Consider the following 14,378-nt stretch of genomic DNA (forward strand, 5'->3'; position numbering starts at 1 on the left):
AAAACGAGGGAATTTACAAAAGTAAACTCCCTCGCAAAGATTGTATTAACGACAACCAGCGTTCTATTTTAGGATGGGTTTCAAAATTGGAATGTTGTAATAGTATTCCCCTTTTTCAAGGCAAAAACTTACTAAATTCTAATCAATTACTTTGGCCAAAAAGTAATTTTTCTTACCTTTTCGAATAACCACAAACTTACCATCGAATTCATCGGATGGATTTATGACAAAATTTAAATCGGTAACGCGGTCACCGTTAATACTTATAGCTCCGTTTGAAACATCTTCCCGTGCCTGACGTTTAGATGGTTCAATTTTTGTGGAAACAAGTAGCTCCACGATATTTTCAGGTGTGCTTGAAATTTCAACGTTCGGCATTTTACCGAATCCTTGCGCGATTTCTTCCGCATTTAGTTCTTTAATATTTCCAGAGAACAATGCTTGTGTTATTTTTTGCGCTTCTTTCAAGTCTTCTTCACTATGCACAAATCTTGTAACTTCTTCTGCCAAACGGCGTTGTGCTTCACGTTTCTCAGGTTCTGTCTCTACTCTCTTCGCTAATTCTTCGATTTCTTCTTGAGATAAGAACGTAAAGAATTTCAAGTATTTCACTACATCACGATCATCTTGATTCAACCAGAATTGGTAGAATTCAAATGGTGAAGTTTTCTTAGGATCAAGCCAAACGGCACCGCCTGCGGTTTTTCCGAATTTCGTTCCGTCCGCTTTCAACATCAATGGAATCGTCAAACCGAACGCTTCTGCTTCTGGTCCTTCTAATTTTCGGATTAGGTCTAAACCAGCTGTGATATTTCCCCATTGGTCTGCTCCACCGATTTGTAGTTGTACATCGTATGTTTTATGCAGATGTAAAAAGTCGATGGATTGCAGGATTTGGTAAGTGAATTCTGTGAATGAGATCCCTACTTCCAAACGGCTGGCAACGATATCTTTTGCTAACATCGTGTTGATGTTGAAGTTTTTACCGTAGTCTCTCAAAAATTCAAGTAAAGAGATTTTTGACAACCAGTCGTAGTTGTTCACAAATGTGATATTTGCGTCTTTACCAAACAATTTTCTCATTTGATTGGAAAGTGCATCCACGTTATGTTGCACTTGTTCCATCGTTTGCAACACACGTTCTGTTTTACGGCCGCTTGGGTCGCCGATCGTTCCTGTTCCGCCGCCAATCAGAATATATGGATGATGGCCTGCCAATTGGAATCTTTTCATCATCATAAATGGGATCAAATGTCCGATATGCATCGAATCACCAGTTGGATCAACGCCGCAATAAAGTGAAATGCTCTTTTCTTCAACGAGCTCGCGAAGTCTTTCTTCGTTTGTTTGCTGATTAATGGCGTCGCGCCAAGTTAATTCATCAATAATATTCATTTTACTGACCTCCGTGTAGTTTTTTATGAAAGCAGGAACCTGCTAGCATGCGTCATTAAGTATTTCTTCGGGATGGAAAATAAAAAAAGTCCCTTGGCATATAGCCAAGGGACGAAATCTCGCGGTACCACCCAATTTGTATGTCTAGATATCCAACATACCTCTCGAACATTTAACGCTGTCGCGTGGCAATCACTGCCAGAGACTCCTGAAATGTAATTCGCTTTAAAGCATGTACTGGTTTGCAGCAACCACCAGCTTTCTGAAACATTGGCTTTAACAACTACTTCGTTTCGATCTTCGTCTTGTTATTATTAATATGTGTCTATCATAGAGCGCAACTTTTTCTTTGTCAACAGAAAAAGGATATTTTTTTTAAATTCCTCATTTTTTCTTTTTTGAATCCGCTCTAATCCCGAACATTTTATTTTTAACTATTGTTAAAAGAAACTATTTTTTCTGTATTTTTTCTGCAATTTATCGAGAAGTCACTTTACTTTTCCTCTTATTCTTTCTTCGTTACAATGAACAATGGGACGAGTAAAAAAATGAAAAAGCAAGGGACGAGGTATATGGAAAAAAAGCAAAAAATTATTTTAGGAGCCACTTCTGCTTTAACTGTCGTTATTTTAATTTTAAGTCTGTTTTTTGTCATCCGAGCATACACAAAAAAAGAACCGATCATTCCTGAAAAAAAAATAACAGAAAAGACAAAAGAGCCAATGGATGATAAGCAACAGCTAGTTACTCAAGCAAAAAATCTGGCACAAAGCTATGATTATGACCAAGCGATTGCTTTATTGGAGAAAAACAGTGAAAACGGATCTGCAGAAACACAGCAACTTCTTCAAACACTGAAAAAGGAGAAAGAACAACTGATTGACTGGTCTGACCCTACTCAGATCTCTCACGTCTTTTTTCACAGCTTGATCGTGGACCCGCAAAAAGCCTTCCACTCTCAACAGTCGCAAGGATATAAAGACTATATGGTAACTGTTGAAGAGTTCAACCGTTCGATCGAACAACTTTATCAAAATGATTTTGTTTTAGTCAATTTGAATGATTTGATCCAAAAAGATGAACAAGGAAATCTTTCCTTTAACGGACTCGCGCTACCTGAAGGAAAAAAACCATTAGTTCTTTCGCAAGATGATGTCAGCTATTATGAATATATGGATAATTCCGGTTTTCCTAGCCGATTGGTCGTATCAAATAACAATGAAATCAAAAATGTTTATAAAGAGAATGATAAGGAAGAAATTGGGGACTTTGACATGGTTCCTCTGATCGATGCTTTTGTCAAGAAACATCCTGATTTTTCTTATCGAGGCGCAAAAGGCACCTTGGCCCTGACAGGTTACAACGGTGTTTTAGGTTATCGAACATCCAAGTCTCAATACGGAGATAACGAGAAAACAAAAAAAGAGATCGAAGAAGCTAAAAAAGTAGCTGATCAGTTGAAGAAAGATGGCTGGAGCTTTGCTTCCCATACCTGGGGACACTTGAATATGACTCAAGCTTCATTAGAGGATGTCAAAAAAGACAATGAATTATGGCAGCAAGAAGTTGCACCTATCCTAGGAAAAACAAATATCCTGATTTATCCATTTGGTGCAGATATTAGCGACTGGCAGCCTTATTCAGCAGAAAATCAAAAATTTGCTTACTTAAAGAGTCAAGGTTTCGATATTTTCTGCAATGTAGATGCTTCTACTCCCGCTTGGGGACAATTAGGTACGGATTTCTATCGAAATGCTCGAATCAATATCGATGGCATTCGGTTCCAATCAGATTTAGACGGACAAAACCCTATTCTTGATCCATTCATCAACGTTCATGATGTCTATGACAAAGAAGCACGAGAATCCGCTTGATTTTACGTCATTTATAAACCAAAAAAGCCGAACTGACATTTTATCGTCAGTTTCGGCTTTTTTGGTTTATTTCTTCTTCGGCGCGATTCCCTTGATCAGGACTTCTGTCCATTCTGCTGTATATGGAAGCAGTTTTGCGTATATCTCCGGCTTAGAAATTCCTTCTACCATTGCTTGAAAATAGAGGATCAAGAACTCATCAGAATATTTCAAATCCACTTTTCCCTCTTTACGCCCTCGATGGAAAAGATCAAGCATGATACTGAAACTTTCTTGCGTATACGCATCCATCGCGTCAGAAAATTCTTTTTTTTCTTTTTTTGTATAGTATGTCATCAAATCGATATAAAATTGTTTGTTCACTCGATTGAGATAGCGGATTTTATTTTCACTCATGGCAATCAACGTTTCTTCAAATGGAAGATTTTCCGCAATCAACGCTTTCGCTTCTTGCCCTAAATCATTCATAAATGTGAAAAATACTTCATAAATCAGCCCTTCCTTGCTGCCAAAATATTTAAAAATCGTCGCTTTACTTACCTGAGCGCTCTCAGCTACCTTATCCATCGTCACTCCGGCGGTTCCTATGTCTGTGTTCATCAAGTCAAAAGCTGCTTGTAAAATCTCTTTCTTTTTCTCTTGTGCTCTCTTTTCAAAACCGTTCATTTGTAGAGCCTCCCGTAATTTTAAACTTTTATAATATATATAGTTCAAATTTATTCTGAGGTTTATTATAACTATCTATTGAGAAAGTATCAAGCCAGCAATTCCTTGTTTATGAATTCATTGACAGAAATTTATAAAAAGAATATTATGTACTAAAATAATAAAAAAAGTTTTATAAAAAGGCATAAAACCATTTTATTAAACCGTTTAATCTTATTTAGTATATATTTTCAAAAAAGGAGTGGGGTTTTTATGGCAGAAATCGTCAAAGTCACACATTTGAAAAAGAACTTTGGTCGTTTCGAAGCTTTAAAAGACGTCTCTTTCACCGTACATTCAGGTGAAGTCGTTGGATTTATCGGACCAAATGGTTCTGGAAAATCCACGACGATTCGGACACTTTTAGGGATTATAAAAAAAGACGGCGGAACGGCAACGATTTTTGGTCAAGATGTATGGGAAGATAGTTTATCTATCCATGAACGTCTTTCTTATGTTCCAGGTGACATCTCTTTATGGGGAAATTTGACTGGAGGAGCGATCATCGATCTCTTCATGAAGCTTCATGGAAAAGGGAACGCTCAAAAAAAGGACGAACTGATTCAACGTTTCTCTCTTGATCCTAAGAAAAAAGCAAAAAACTATTCAAAAGGAAATCGTCAAAAAGTGGGCTTGATTGCTGCTTTAGCTGTTGATTCGGATCTCTATTTATTTGATGAGCCTACTTCTGGTTTAGATCCCTTGATGGAGACCATTTTTCAAGAAGAAGTTGAAAAACTGAAAGAACAGGGCAAATCCATCCTGCTTTCTTCTCATATTCTCAGTGAAGTCGAACGGTTGGCAGATAAAGTCGTGATCATCCGCGAGGGAACAGTCGTAGAAGAAGGAACACTCGATGAATTGCGTCATTTGACCCGCTCGACCATTACTATAGAAACAGAAGCAGATAACAGCCACTTAGCACAATTGAACGGTGTCCATGATTTTGTGCAAAAAGGCCACCTTGCTCAATTTGCTGCTGACAACGAAGCTTTCGATGTGATTTTAGCTGAAGCTTCCAAATTAGGTGTGAAAAAATTTGAATCTATTCCACCGACTCTTGAAGATTTATTCATGAGGCACTATGAAGGATGAGGAGGAATCGAAATGACTGATAAATTTTCACGCTGGTCCACCCTTTTTTCTCAAAACCTTAGCCGTGACTGGAAAAAGATCTTGATATGGCTAGTCGGTGTCACTGCTTTTTCTGGTGGTTTTGTCCCTGCGTTTGAAGAATTGACTTCAGGACAAGGGTTAGCTGGATTATACGAAACAATGCAAAATCCGGCAATGATAGCAATGGTCGGACCAACTCCCGCTTCGAATGCTGCTGAGTATACTTTAGGAGCGATGTATGCAAATGAAATGTTGCTTTTTTGCAGTTTGTTTGCTGCTGTGATCTCGGTTTTGCATGTAGTGAGCCAAACGAGAAAAAAAGAAGAGCTTGGTCTGATTGAACTTATTCGTTCCTTTCGAGTCGGACGTCAAGCAAACTCTTTAGCTGTCATCGCTGAAAGTATTCTAATCAATTTGCTTTTAGCAATATCGATCAGCTGTACGATGATTTTTTTTCAAGCAGATTCGATCACTGCAGAAGGTGCTTGGCTTTTTGGGCTATCTGTAGGTAGTACGGGGATTTTGGGGAGTGCCGTTGCACTGTTTGCTGCACAACTGATGCCAAGTTCAGCCAGTTCGAATGGTCTGTCTCTAGCGTTTTTAGGTGGACTCTATCTTCTAAGAGCAATAACAGATGTAGCTGTTTCCTCCCTTTCGATGTGGAATCCTTTAGGCTGGTCTTATTTGACCTATCCATTTACAACTAATAACTGGATTCCTTTGCTTTATTTGTTTTTGTTCAGTCTCATCTTGATAATCAGTTCATTTGTTTTAGAGGAACATCGAGACTTGAACACCGGCTATATCCCCGAACGTGAAGGAAAACCGTATGCTAAACGTTCTCTTCTATCCTTGCGTGGTTTATTATTCTATCTAAATAAAGGAATGACAATCAGTTGGCTCATCACTTTTGGTTTGATGGGGGCGGCATACGGCTCTATCTACGGGAATATGCAACAATTTTTAGAAAGTAACGACTTAATGAAACAGATGTTTATCCAATCTGGCGTCTCAATTGAAAAAAACTTTACAAGCACGATCATGGTCGTCTTGATTTGTCTAGCTGCTATTTTACCAATTGCTAGCATCAATCGTTTATTTACAGAAGAAACCCACGGACGTATGAATCAGCTGTTCGCAACAAAAATTTCTAGGAACCAACTTTATTGGACAAATCTGTTACTAGCGATCCTGTTTTCTATATTGTCGATTCTGATTAGTTCTGGTGCGCTAGGACTTTCTGCTTTGGCATCGATGAAGGATGCGAAAGATATGGATCTATTGCTGTTTCTTAAAGCCGGATTCAACTTTCTGCCTGCTGTTTTAGTGTTTATCGGGATGAGTGGCTTTCTATTCGGATGGCTTCCTCGAATGGGTAAATTTGCTTATATCTACTTAGCTTACTCCTTTGCGCTCAATTACTTTGGCGGGATTTTGGATTTGCCAGAATGGTTCTCCAAAACAGCGGTCCCTAGCTGGGTACCACGGATGCCAAACGATTCTTTCGATCTTTCCGTATTCCTTACGTTATCCTGTATCAGCCTTGCACTGATCGTCCTTGGTGCTATCGGTTATAGGAGAAGAGATTTAGTGGAAGGATAACAAAAAAGAGCATGTTCAATTTCATACTAGTCTCCAAATTGGGATCAAAAATCCAACATTTGGAGGTCATTTTTGTATTTACAAGTCTTCTAACTGCTCTTTATCAATGATCCAGACTTCCCGATTCTCTCTTTTTACATAACCATTCTCCTCTAATAATTTAAATTTTCTAGATAAAGTTTCGGGGGTCGTACCGATAAATGCAGCAAGTTCTTTCATTTTCATTGGCAGGAAAAAGTGATTCTTCCCTGTCGCTTTAGCTAAATCAAGCAGATAGACAGCGACTCGTTCTTCTACTTTTTCCATCATCAAAAAAGTTGTCTGCTGCTGTACTTTTGTTAATTTCTCAGCGTTGATTGCTAAAAGTTTCAGACTAAGGGCGGGATAATGCAGTAAAAGTTCCGAGAAATCTTTTTGTCTCAATACACAAATTTCCGTTTTTTCTAGTGCTTCGCCAAATAAAGACTCATTTGGAACGCCTAGCAACTGGCTCTCTCCCTCATATCCGCCCGGCTCTACTACTCGTAAAAGCTGTTCCTTTCCGCTAGCAGATAATTGATACACTTTCATACTGCCGGAAGCCACGATCACTAATTGAGACTCTCCATTCGGCGCAAGAATCTGTTCTCCTTTTTCCACTTTTCTGTGTGTCACTAGCGAGTGGATTTTTTGCTGATCTTCTATCTCGAGATGATTGAATAATGGAACGAGTGAAACACACAATCCTTCATGTCTCATAGCAGATTCCTCCTTTGGATTTCTTCCTTGTTTGTTATTCTACTTGTTCTTTTAACTTGGTTAATTGATTTGTATCAAGATTTTTCTTTTTGTGCGATAAGTAAGCAGACACATGCCGTTTATGACCACGATCAGAATACTCATTTCATGGAAAAGCATACCGCTTGCCACCTCGGCCACCAGGATCAGACTCTCGATAACAATGGTGATGAGTGTTTTATGTCCTAAAATCATTTTTTGATACTATCTATAAGTAAAATTGAAAATTGCCGCTTATGTCAAATAGGAGCTGTGACAAACGCCTTGTCACAACTCCTATTTTTTGAATAAACGGTGTTCTCCTGCCAACTCCTCGGGTACAAGTCACAATATCATCAAACATGAGAAGCTGTTTTTTGAAATTGTTCCTTGTGACTCAGAGTTAAACGGCAAGTTCACAACCTCTTCCTTAAACGGTGTTCAATCAGCTGACCCTCGGCATTAGCTCAAAAAACGGCAAAATATGAGGAGCTATTTTTCCGTTTTTTTCTCTAATACTCAGGTCAAAACACTGATTTCACAACCTCTTCCTTAAACGGTGTTCAAAAGCTTGCATCTACGACACTAAGCCCAATCAGATGAAAAATATGAAAAGCTATTTTTCTCTGCTTGTTCTTACTGCTTGATGCAGAATAGCTTTTTCACAACCTCTTTATTACTGTAGCTGATTTTCTAAAAACTTACTAACATTCGGCTTTTTTTACTAAATGCCGCTGTTACTTGTTTGCCGAAACGACCCTTTACTGCTTTTTCCAATCCAGTCGTTGCAGAGGATACCGCTTTTTTTGCCGTGCTTGCTTCCACCTCTGCGACTTGTTTCACCTTTTTGCATTTCGTGACTTTGTCTTGAGTCATCGCAATCCCTAAAGCTCTTGCTGAGATTTTTTGTATCTCTTTCTGGTAGTCTTCCCAAATTTTTTCCTCTAGAACGATCACTTATTGTCTCCTTTCCTGTTACTTTTTGTTTAATCGTTGCAGATCAGCACGATAACGGCGTTCGACTTCATCTTGCTGATCATAGATTTTTTTTCGTTTCTGCATCAATTCATGAGAGAACCTCTCTTCTAAACGTCTGAGTTCTTTTTGTGCAAAATACAAAGAATCCTTCGGGCATTCAAAGGAACGCACCGAAAAACGTATATTGGAATAAGTCGTTTCTGCCAGCTGCTGCATGTTCTTTTGCATCTGTCTGAGCTGATCTTCCTGATCTTCTAGCTGCAGTCGTTCTTTTCGGTATGTTTCATGAATCTGGTTTTCTTTTTCCATCTCACTACTCCTTGTTTTAAAATAATTGTCGTGCCAAGTCCCGATCACGTTGGACCAGCTCATTGATTTTCGCTTCGATCTCTTTTGCCAAGGTAGAGAATTCTGCTGAAAGCTGCTTGATTTTGAAGATTTTTTCCCGGAATTCCTGCGTAGGTTCATCAACGATCGTCTGCTTTGTACAACCGACTTCTCGCAGAGCATCGAGCATTTCGTTCTGAGACAAAAGCGGTGTCTGTCTGCGGACCATCGCAAGACCATCTGCCCACAGCTGTTCCAAATCACGAATTCCACGCTGGTAAATGACTAGCACTTGTTCCATCGCTTGATTGAAGACGGAAGCCGCATGTTTCACGATCATCAGCGCCTGCTGGTCGTCTAAATAGATCTGTTCATTGGTCGACAGACCGCCGCTGCTCGCTGTGAATCTTTTCCGCCAAGTCACTAGCTTGGAGAAAGCACTGATTTGTAGCTGGAGCCACTTGTTTTCTTCTTTCAGTTGACTGATCCGATCTTTCTCCCATTGATTTTTTTCGCCATATGTCTCCATTTGACGGATCATAGCTTTGTTTTTGATGATTTGCTGGGCGAGTAAGGTCTGTTCGAGGGCGACCCCACCATGTTGGTCGGAATAGATGACGATATCGCCATATTTATCAATGTAATTCCCGTTTTTGTCGAGATTGAACTGATTTAGATCGTGTCCATAGTTTTTCCAGCCGGCGTTGTCGATTCCGAAACTGTGAAATGGCAGTTGGCCTTTCCCGCCAGTCAGCCAGCCACTAGTCACGATGTCTGAAGTGTCATACAGATTGATGATCTGCCCTTCATAATTCTTGAGCTGTTTCTCACTCAGGCCTGGGCCTGCCGCTGCATATGTAAATCCGTGATAACCTTTTAAAACAGCGACATAGATTGCCTGTGCTCCACCTAAGGAATGACCGGTCGTGGAAATGGTGTAGCCGTCTTTGACAGAATAGGTCTTTTCGATTGCATCGGCATACGCTAAAACAGACTGGAAGGCGCCGTTGTCGTGTTTGTCCTCGAAGCCGACTTCTCGGATGTTCGTTTTCCAGTCCTGCCAGTTTTTAGTGCCCGCGTAGGCGATGGTCAGGTCTTTTTTGATGACCGATTTGGGGTAGTCGGCTTGCTTTTTCAAATCATCTTTATCATAGCCTTTGTATTTATCCTTGATTTCAGCCACGACCATGGCCTGCATACCGTTTTTCTTTGGTGTTTTTTCTTTTCCGATCGTATGTTTGTCGGTATCAATGACATCAATAACAAGATATTTATCCTCAACGATTTTTTCGTTGACTTTTACTTTCCCTGTTTCAACGCCATATACTGCTTTAGAGAATTCTTTGTTTTGGTCCATCACTTGACTCCCTTGTCATAATAGATAATGTTTTCTTCGGGCATTTTTTCATCTGTCGAAGAATTTTTTTTAGTTAGTACATATGAATTCCTAGTATTCCCAGTGTTGAAGGAATACAGCCACTTATTTGTTTCGGCTGATCTCGTATCTAGCGTCGTTTCATCTGGGTAAACATCATTGATGATAAATCCAACTACCAACCCTTTCATCGGGCCTACAGAGAAACCTGTAAATTCTATTTTTTCGATGTTGAAATATTGCCTAGCATTTTTTAAACTCTCTAAGTATTCGTCATCTGTTATTGTTCCATTACCACCATTGTATTTCTTATCTGCTTCATCGATTTTGTCCTTATCTTTTGTATAAATCTCATAATGATTATACAAATAATTTGCCAGATCGGTTTGGATGGTACGCAGTTCTTCATTGTCTTTTTCTCTTCTATCCATCAATATTTTCCCTCCTATACTCAGTGCGATGATGACTATGACTCCTCTGAAAATGATTTTTTTCATGCTTACTCCTTCTTACTTCTCTTCACAAAGAAAACGCTTTAAATGGATTTTACCATAGGCTTATCAGTGAAAAAAGAAGCCTTTTTCTTACTTTTCCTTGTTTGATAACAAAATGAATATTTTCTCATTTTTTCTGTTATGCAAATCGAAACACATATACAAAAGAATAAGCGGGACGCAAGCAATCGTCGTTTTTTAGAGATCGTTAACCGTTATGTTTTTAGATTTGTTTAAATTTTTATTCTGATTTGGCTGATGGAAAAACCAAACAGACACTTGCGAAAAAAATGATTTTTTCGCAGGTGTCTGTTTATGTTGCATCATGAGAGCAGTGGATTCGATGATGTGCCATCTATTTAGTACGCAACGCAATCAGCTTTTTCATAACTTATTTTTTATCGCATGATACAATGGCGCTAGTTCTTTGAGCGCCTCAGCAGTTTTCTCTTCGATGTTTGTGTATTCATTTGGAGAAAAAAACAGTTTGCCAAGTTGGAAGGTTCGATTGCCCATTGTTTCTCGCAGCTCTTCTTGCTTCCTCTTATCTGATAAATAAACGGATAAAGGCAAATGATCTTCCAGCTCATTTTCAGGCTGAGGCCAGATATAATATTCTTCAATCGCTACCTGGGTACTCCATTCCTGCAGTAAAGATAGCAATTGATTGTATCCTTCAACGCTTCCTTCTCTCGTGTCACTTTTATAGTGCTGATACATCAAATAGATTTGGTATTGTTTTTGATTCAACAAAACTGCTAGACAGGCATTCTCGTCTTGACGAGATTCGCTTCGGTACGCGCTCCAAAAATGACTGCGTAAATTCCAGCCATTCGTCCAACTCTCGATTTTAGGTTTGCTCATGCCATACGTATCAGGCAAAAGTGCAGCAGTCTGGAGTTGGATCTCTTTCCATTTTTGCCAATGTGCTTTGTATTCTTGTTTGATTTGTTCGACTTCATCTGGTGTATGTATTTCTTTGAGTTGTTTGAATGCATAATTGTCTCTGTCAAATAACTGATAGTCTTCTTTCATTAGATCCATTTTGTTCCCTCTTTTCTTTTTTATTTTAACTATCTTATTTAAAAGAAACAACTGTAAAAAAGCTGAATCGAAAAAGCAACTGCTTGCTTTTCGAGTTCAGCCTCTGTTTCCATTTACAGGAACGGTCATGAAGTTTTGATCACATTGAGTAGTGTCGTAAATAAAATGGCACTGGAAGCAGCTCCCGGGTCGATATGTCCGATTGCACGCTCTCCTAGATAGGAAGCTCGTCCTTTTTTAGCTACCAAGTCTTTGGTGTGTTCTTTTGCCTGTTCAATGATTTCTTTTGTTAGATTTCCTGCTTTCAATGCCTCTGTAACTGGGAGCCAAACATCTAACATCGTTTTATCGTCAGCTTCTGCCTTTCCTCGGCTTTGAATACCCGCTGTTCCCTGCTCGATCACTTCTCCTAATTTTTCTTGAGAATCAATAGAATCGACCTCTTTTGTCGCTTTCATCATGTTCATGAATGCAGATCCGTATAACGGACCAGAAGCCCCACCGACTTTCGATATCATCGCCATAGAGAATACTTTGAATGTATCACTAATTGTTTCAGGATGATCGGTTTGAAAAGCTTCTTCATAAGCTGAAACCCCTCTTCCCATATTATTTCCGTGGTCTCCATCGCCAATCGGGGTATCTAGCTCACTGAGATATTGTTTGTTCTGATTGATTGCCTCTGCAAATTGTGAGAGCCATTCTTGGATTTCTTGAACGGTTAATTTCATATTATCACCCTTTTATCTTGAGATTGTCTTACCATGAAATCGTCTGTACATTGCTTTCTAAAGAATCTTTCCATTGTGTCTCCGTCAAGTCGATCAGCGTCAGAGAAAGGCCTTGCATATCTAGTGAGGTCATAAAATTACCGACTTTTCGGAAAACTACATTGACGCCTCTTTCTTCCAACAGAGCTAAAACATCATTCATGAATACGAACTGTTCCATCAAAGGCGTCCCGCCCATTCCGTTGACGAATACACCTGCTTCTTTTGGCAAATTCGAGTAATCATCTAAAATCTTAGTAACAAGTTCCTTTGCCAGTACTTTAGAAGGCTGCATCTTTTCTCGACGATAGCCTGGCTCACCGTGGATACCAACACCATACTCGATCTCATCTTCTCCTAGTTCGAATCCTGGTTTCCCTACTTCTGGTACAGTTGCTGCTCGAAGCGCTACACCGATCGTTTTAGTTGCCTGTACGACCTTTTCTCCCAATTCTTTCAACTCTGCTAGGGAAGCACCGTTTCTTGCTGCATCGCCCACGATTTTGTGTACAAGGACAGTACCCGCAACTCCGCGTTTTCCAGCAGTATACGTACTATTTTCAACGGCGATATCATCATCTACGATCACACTTTCTACTTCAATATCGTCCATAGCAGCTAGTTCCTTTGCCATATCGAAGTTCAATGCATCCCCTGTATAATTCTTAACGATCAGTAAAACTCCTTTTCCACTATCCGCTTCCTTGATAGCCGTTTGAACCTGATCTGGAGTTGGAGAAGTAAACACATCACCAAGCACCGCTGCACTTAACATTCCTTCCCCTACAAACCCGGCATGGGATGGTTCATGTCCGCTTCCTCCACCAGAAACCAAACCAACTTGTTCCGCTTTCTGATTCTTGGCTACAACACGGGAAGATTCTACACGATGAACAAGTTCTGGATAGCTTTTTACTAATCCTTCCAGCATTTCTTCGACAATATTGCTTGGATCATTCATGATTTTTTTCAATTTATTCCCATCCTTTCTTTCCGGCATTTTGTGCTTCTGTTAAGATTTGCTGAGTATCATCCGTTATACCGGCGGTGATGGCTGCTGCAAAAGCTCCTTCCACTAAAGGCGCATCCACCAGATGATAACGTTGCTGCTGTTCTTCTTCCAACATGTCTTTTGCCAATTCCGAATTCAATACCGCGCTGCCGATATCCGCAAAAACAAAATAACTAGCTGCATCGCTTGACTCATTGACAGCTTCTACGATTTTCATCGGGTCTGATCCGATCTCGCCATTTATTCCGCCGAGAGAAAAGATCTGCACCTCTTGGGATTTTTGCATCTGCTCAATCATTTCTTTAATACCATCTGTTACTTTTTGACTATGAGAAATAAGCAAAATACTCTTTTTCACAAGAATCTTCCTTTCTTTTACATAGTTGCTAACGATTGGTTTCGCTTTCATTAATGAACAATTCAAGTATATAATAAATTCCTAATTTTGGGAAAATATGTGTTGCGCATCTTGAACTTTGTTATACTTTCATTAAAGAGAGGAGTGATCGAATGATTACAACAACCACGAATAGTGTGGAAGGAAAAACCGTAGTAGCTTATAAAGGAATCGTTTTTGGTGAAGTTATTACTGGGATCAATGTATTGAAAGATTTTGGGGCTGGTTTGCGAAACGTCTTTGGCGGCCGTTCAAAAAGTTATGAAAATGAACTAATGGGCGCAAGAGAAGAAGCCCTTGCGGAAATGGCCGAACGTGCAAAAGCATTAGGAGCTGATGCAATCATCGGCGTAAAAATGGACTACGAAGTATTAGGCAGCGACAATGGCATGCTGATGGTCACATGTAGTGGAACAGCTGTCTCCACAAGATAAGTAGGAATAGCTGTCTTAATAAATAAAAAGAGATGGGACATGTAGTGGGATCCAAGAGTTAGATTTTTCAGTCTAACTTCGAGGTTCACTACCTTCCCA

The 14,378-nt window shown here is 39.6% G+C and carries 16 protein-coding genes and 1 other annotated feature; of the genes, 4 read left to right on the plus strand and 12 right to left on the minus strand.

Annotation, left to right across the window (positions count from 1 at the left end; translation table 11 throughout):
* Positions 1 to 138: 138 nt before the first annotated feature.
* Positions 139 to 1,395 (minus strand): tyrosine--tRNA ligase, encoded by a 1,257-nt coding sequence (tyrS, locus tag AB3I00_RS02805; RefSeq protein WP_368024745.1) that lies wholly within the window; start codon positions 1,393 to 1,395, stop codon positions 139 to 141.
* Positions 1,396 to 1,499: 104 nt separating this feature from the next.
* Positions 1,500 to 1,705, minus strand: a binding site (T-box leader).
* 262 nt (positions 1,706 to 1,967) lie between these two features.
* Between tyrS and AB3I00_RS02810 the strand changes: the two genes are divergently transcribed.
* Entirely contained in the window at positions 1,968 to 3,269 is a 1,302-nt protein-coding gene (locus AB3I00_RS02810; protein ID WP_368024746.1) for a polysaccharide deacetylase family protein, read from the plus strand.
* 66 nt (positions 3,270 to 3,335) lie between these two features.
* Here the strand turns inward: AB3I00_RS02810 and AB3I00_RS02815 are convergent, their stop codons facing one another.
* The gene (locus AB3I00_RS02815; RefSeq protein ID WP_002292597.1) at positions 3,336 to 3,935 is read right to left on the minus strand and encodes a TetR/AcrR family transcriptional regulator; all 600 of its coding nucleotides are present in this window, start codon (positions 3,933 to 3,935) and stop codon (positions 3,336 to 3,338) included.
* Positions 3,936 to 4,187: 252 nt separating this feature from the next.
* Here AB3I00_RS02815 and AB3I00_RS02820 point away from each other — a divergent pair, with 252 nt between their 5' ends.
* Positions 4,188 to 5,069: an ABC transporter ATP-binding protein gene (locus tag AB3I00_RS02820; protein ID WP_104764715.1), complete on the plus strand. Its 882-nt coding sequence runs from the start codon at positions 4,188 to 4,190 to the stop codon at positions 5,067 to 5,069.
* Positions 5,070 to 5,081: 12 nt separating this feature from the next.
* Complete coding sequence (locus tag AB3I00_RS02825; protein WP_002292594.1) at positions 5,082 to 6,692, plus strand: ABC transporter permease; 1,611 nt, start codon at positions 5,082 to 5,084, stop codon at positions 6,690 to 6,692.
* Between the two features lie 78 nt (positions 6,693 to 6,770).
* On the opposite strand, the gene AB3I00_RS02830 is transcribed toward AB3I00_RS02825, so the two are convergent.
* The 10 genes from AB3I00_RS02830 to dhaM form a co-directional block, all read right to left on the minus strand.
* Complete coding sequence (locus tag AB3I00_RS02830) at positions 6,771 to 7,430, minus strand: Crp/Fnr family transcriptional regulator (RefSeq protein ID WP_002292592.1); 660 nt, start codon at positions 7,428 to 7,430, stop codon at positions 6,771 to 6,773.
* Between the two features lie 60 nt (positions 7,431 to 7,490).
* Positions 7,491 to 7,601 carry a cadmium ABC transporter ATPase gene (locus AB3I00_RS02835; protein WP_162499746.1) on the minus strand — a complete coding sequence of 37 codons (111 nt, stop codon included), beginning with the start codon at positions 7,599 to 7,601 and terminating at the stop codon, positions 7,491 to 7,493.
* Positions 7,602 to 8,141: 540 nt separating this feature from the next.
* Positions 8,142 to 8,405, minus strand: a complete 264-nt coding sequence (locus tag AB3I00_RS02840; protein WP_070770121.1) for a hypothetical protein — start codon at positions 8,403 to 8,405, stop codon at positions 8,142 to 8,144.
* A gap of 18 nt (positions 8,406 to 8,423) precedes the next feature.
* Positions 8,424 to 8,735 carry a hypothetical protein gene (locus AB3I00_RS02845; protein ID WP_024635416.1) on the minus strand — a complete coding sequence of 104 codons (312 nt, stop codon included), beginning with the start codon at positions 8,733 to 8,735 and terminating at the stop codon, positions 8,424 to 8,426.
* A gap of 16 nt (positions 8,736 to 8,751) precedes the next feature.
* The gene (locus AB3I00_RS02850) at positions 8,752 to 10,110 is read right to left on the minus strand and encodes a DUF2974 domain-containing protein (protein ID WP_368024747.1); all 1,359 of its coding nucleotides are present in this window, start codon (positions 10,108 to 10,110) and stop codon (positions 8,752 to 8,754) included.
* Entirely contained in the window at positions 10,110 to 10,625 is a 516-nt protein-coding gene (locus AB3I00_RS02855; RefSeq protein ID WP_070770119.1) for a hypothetical protein, read from the minus strand. The genes AB3I00_RS02850 and AB3I00_RS02855 overlap by 1 nt, the downstream gene beginning before the upstream one ends.
* Positions 10,626 to 11,006: 381 nt before the next feature.
* Positions 11,007 to 11,666, minus strand: coding sequence for a glucose-6-phosphate 1-dehydrogenase family protein (locus AB3I00_RS02860; protein ID WP_070770118.1), 660 nt, complete (start codon positions 11,664 to 11,666; stop codon positions 11,007 to 11,009).
* A 125-nt stretch (positions 11,667 to 11,791) separates the two neighbouring features.
* Positions 11,792 to 12,397 carry a dihydroxyacetone kinase subunit DhaL gene (gene dhaL, locus AB3I00_RS02865; protein WP_002341024.1) on the minus strand — a complete coding sequence of 202 codons (606 nt, stop codon included), beginning with the start codon at positions 12,395 to 12,397 and terminating at the stop codon, positions 11,792 to 11,794.
* Between the two features lie 28 nt (positions 12,398 to 12,425).
* Positions 12,426 to 13,436: a dihydroxyacetone kinase subunit DhaK gene (gene dhaK, locus AB3I00_RS02870; RefSeq protein WP_368024748.1), complete on the minus strand. Its 1,011-nt coding sequence runs from the start codon at positions 13,434 to 13,436 to the stop codon at positions 12,426 to 12,428.
* Entirely contained in the window at positions 13,411 to 13,857 is a 447-nt protein-coding gene (dhaM, locus tag AB3I00_RS02875) for a dihydroxyacetone kinase phosphoryl donor subunit DhaM (protein WP_002316646.1), read from the minus strand. Before dhaM ends, dhaK begins: the two co-directional genes overlap by 26 nt.
* 101 nt (positions 13,858 to 13,958) lie before the next feature.
* On the opposite strand from dhaM, the gene AB3I00_RS02880 reads away from it, so the two are divergent.
* Positions 13,959 to 14,279, plus strand: coding sequence for a putative heavy metal-binding protein (locus tag AB3I00_RS02880; RefSeq protein WP_002292575.1), 321 nt, complete (start codon positions 13,959 to 13,961; stop codon positions 14,277 to 14,279).
* Positions 14,280 to 14,378 lie beyond the last annotated feature (99 nt).

The sequence above is a fragment of the Enterococcus sp. C76 genome, assembly GCF_040886985.1.
GTDB classification, from domain to species: Bacteria; Bacillota; Bacilli; order Lactobacillales; family Enterococcaceae; genus Enterococcus_B; species Enterococcus_B lactis.

Excerpts from the sequence above, each read along its gene's own strand:
- tyrS (WP_368024745.1), bottom strand. The coding sequence starts at position 1,395 with ATGAATATTATTGATGAATTAACTTGGCGCGACGCCATTAATCAGCAA.
- AB3I00_RS02810 (WP_368024746.1), top strand. The coding sequence starts at position 1,968 with ATGGAAAAAAAGCAAAAAATTATTTTAGGAGCCACTTCTGCTTTAACT.
- AB3I00_RS02860 (WP_070770118.1), bottom strand. The coding sequence starts at position 11,666 with ATGGATCTAATGAAAGAAGACTATCAGTTATTTGACAGAGACAATTAT.
- AB3I00_RS02825 (WP_002292594.1), top strand. The coding sequence starts at position 5,082 with ATGACTGATAAATTTTCACGCTGGTCCACCCTTTTTTCTCAAAACCTT.
- AB3I00_RS02845 (WP_024635416.1), bottom strand. The coding sequence starts at position 8,735 with ATGGAAAAAGAAAACCAGATTCATGAAACATACCGAAAAGAACGACTG.
- dhaK (WP_368024748.1), bottom strand. The coding sequence starts at position 13,436 with ATGCCGGAAAGAAAGGATGGGAATAAATTGAAAAAAATCATGAATGAT.
- dhaL (WP_002341024.1), bottom strand. The coding sequence starts at position 12,397 with ATGAAATTAACCGTTCAAGAAATCCAAGAATGGCTCTCACAATTTGCA.
- AB3I00_RS02880 (WP_002292575.1), top strand. The coding sequence starts at position 13,959 with ATGATTACAACAACCACGAATAGTGTGGAAGGAAAAACCGTAGTAGCT.
- AB3I00_RS02850 (WP_368024747.1), bottom strand. The coding sequence starts at position 10,110 with ATGGACCAAAACAAAGAATTCTCTAAAGCAGTATATGGCGTTGAAACA.
- AB3I00_RS02855 (WP_070770119.1), bottom strand. The coding sequence starts at position 10,625 with ATGAAAAAAATCATTTTCAGAGGAGTCATAGTCATCATCGCACTGAGT.
- AB3I00_RS02815 (WP_002292597.1), bottom strand. The coding sequence starts at position 3,935 with ATGAACGGTTTTGAAAAGAGAGCACAAGAGAAAAAGAAAGAGATTTTA.
- AB3I00_RS02820 (WP_104764715.1), top strand. The coding sequence starts at position 4,188 with ATGGCAGAAATCGTCAAAGTCACACATTTGAAAAAGAACTTTGGTCGT.
- AB3I00_RS02830 (WP_002292592.1), bottom strand. The coding sequence starts at position 7,430 with ATGAGACATGAAGGATTGTGTGTTTCACTCGTTCCATTATTCAATCAT.
- dhaM (WP_002316646.1), bottom strand. The coding sequence starts at position 13,857 with ATGAAAGCGAAACCAATCGTTAGCAACTATGTAAAAGAAAGGAAGATT.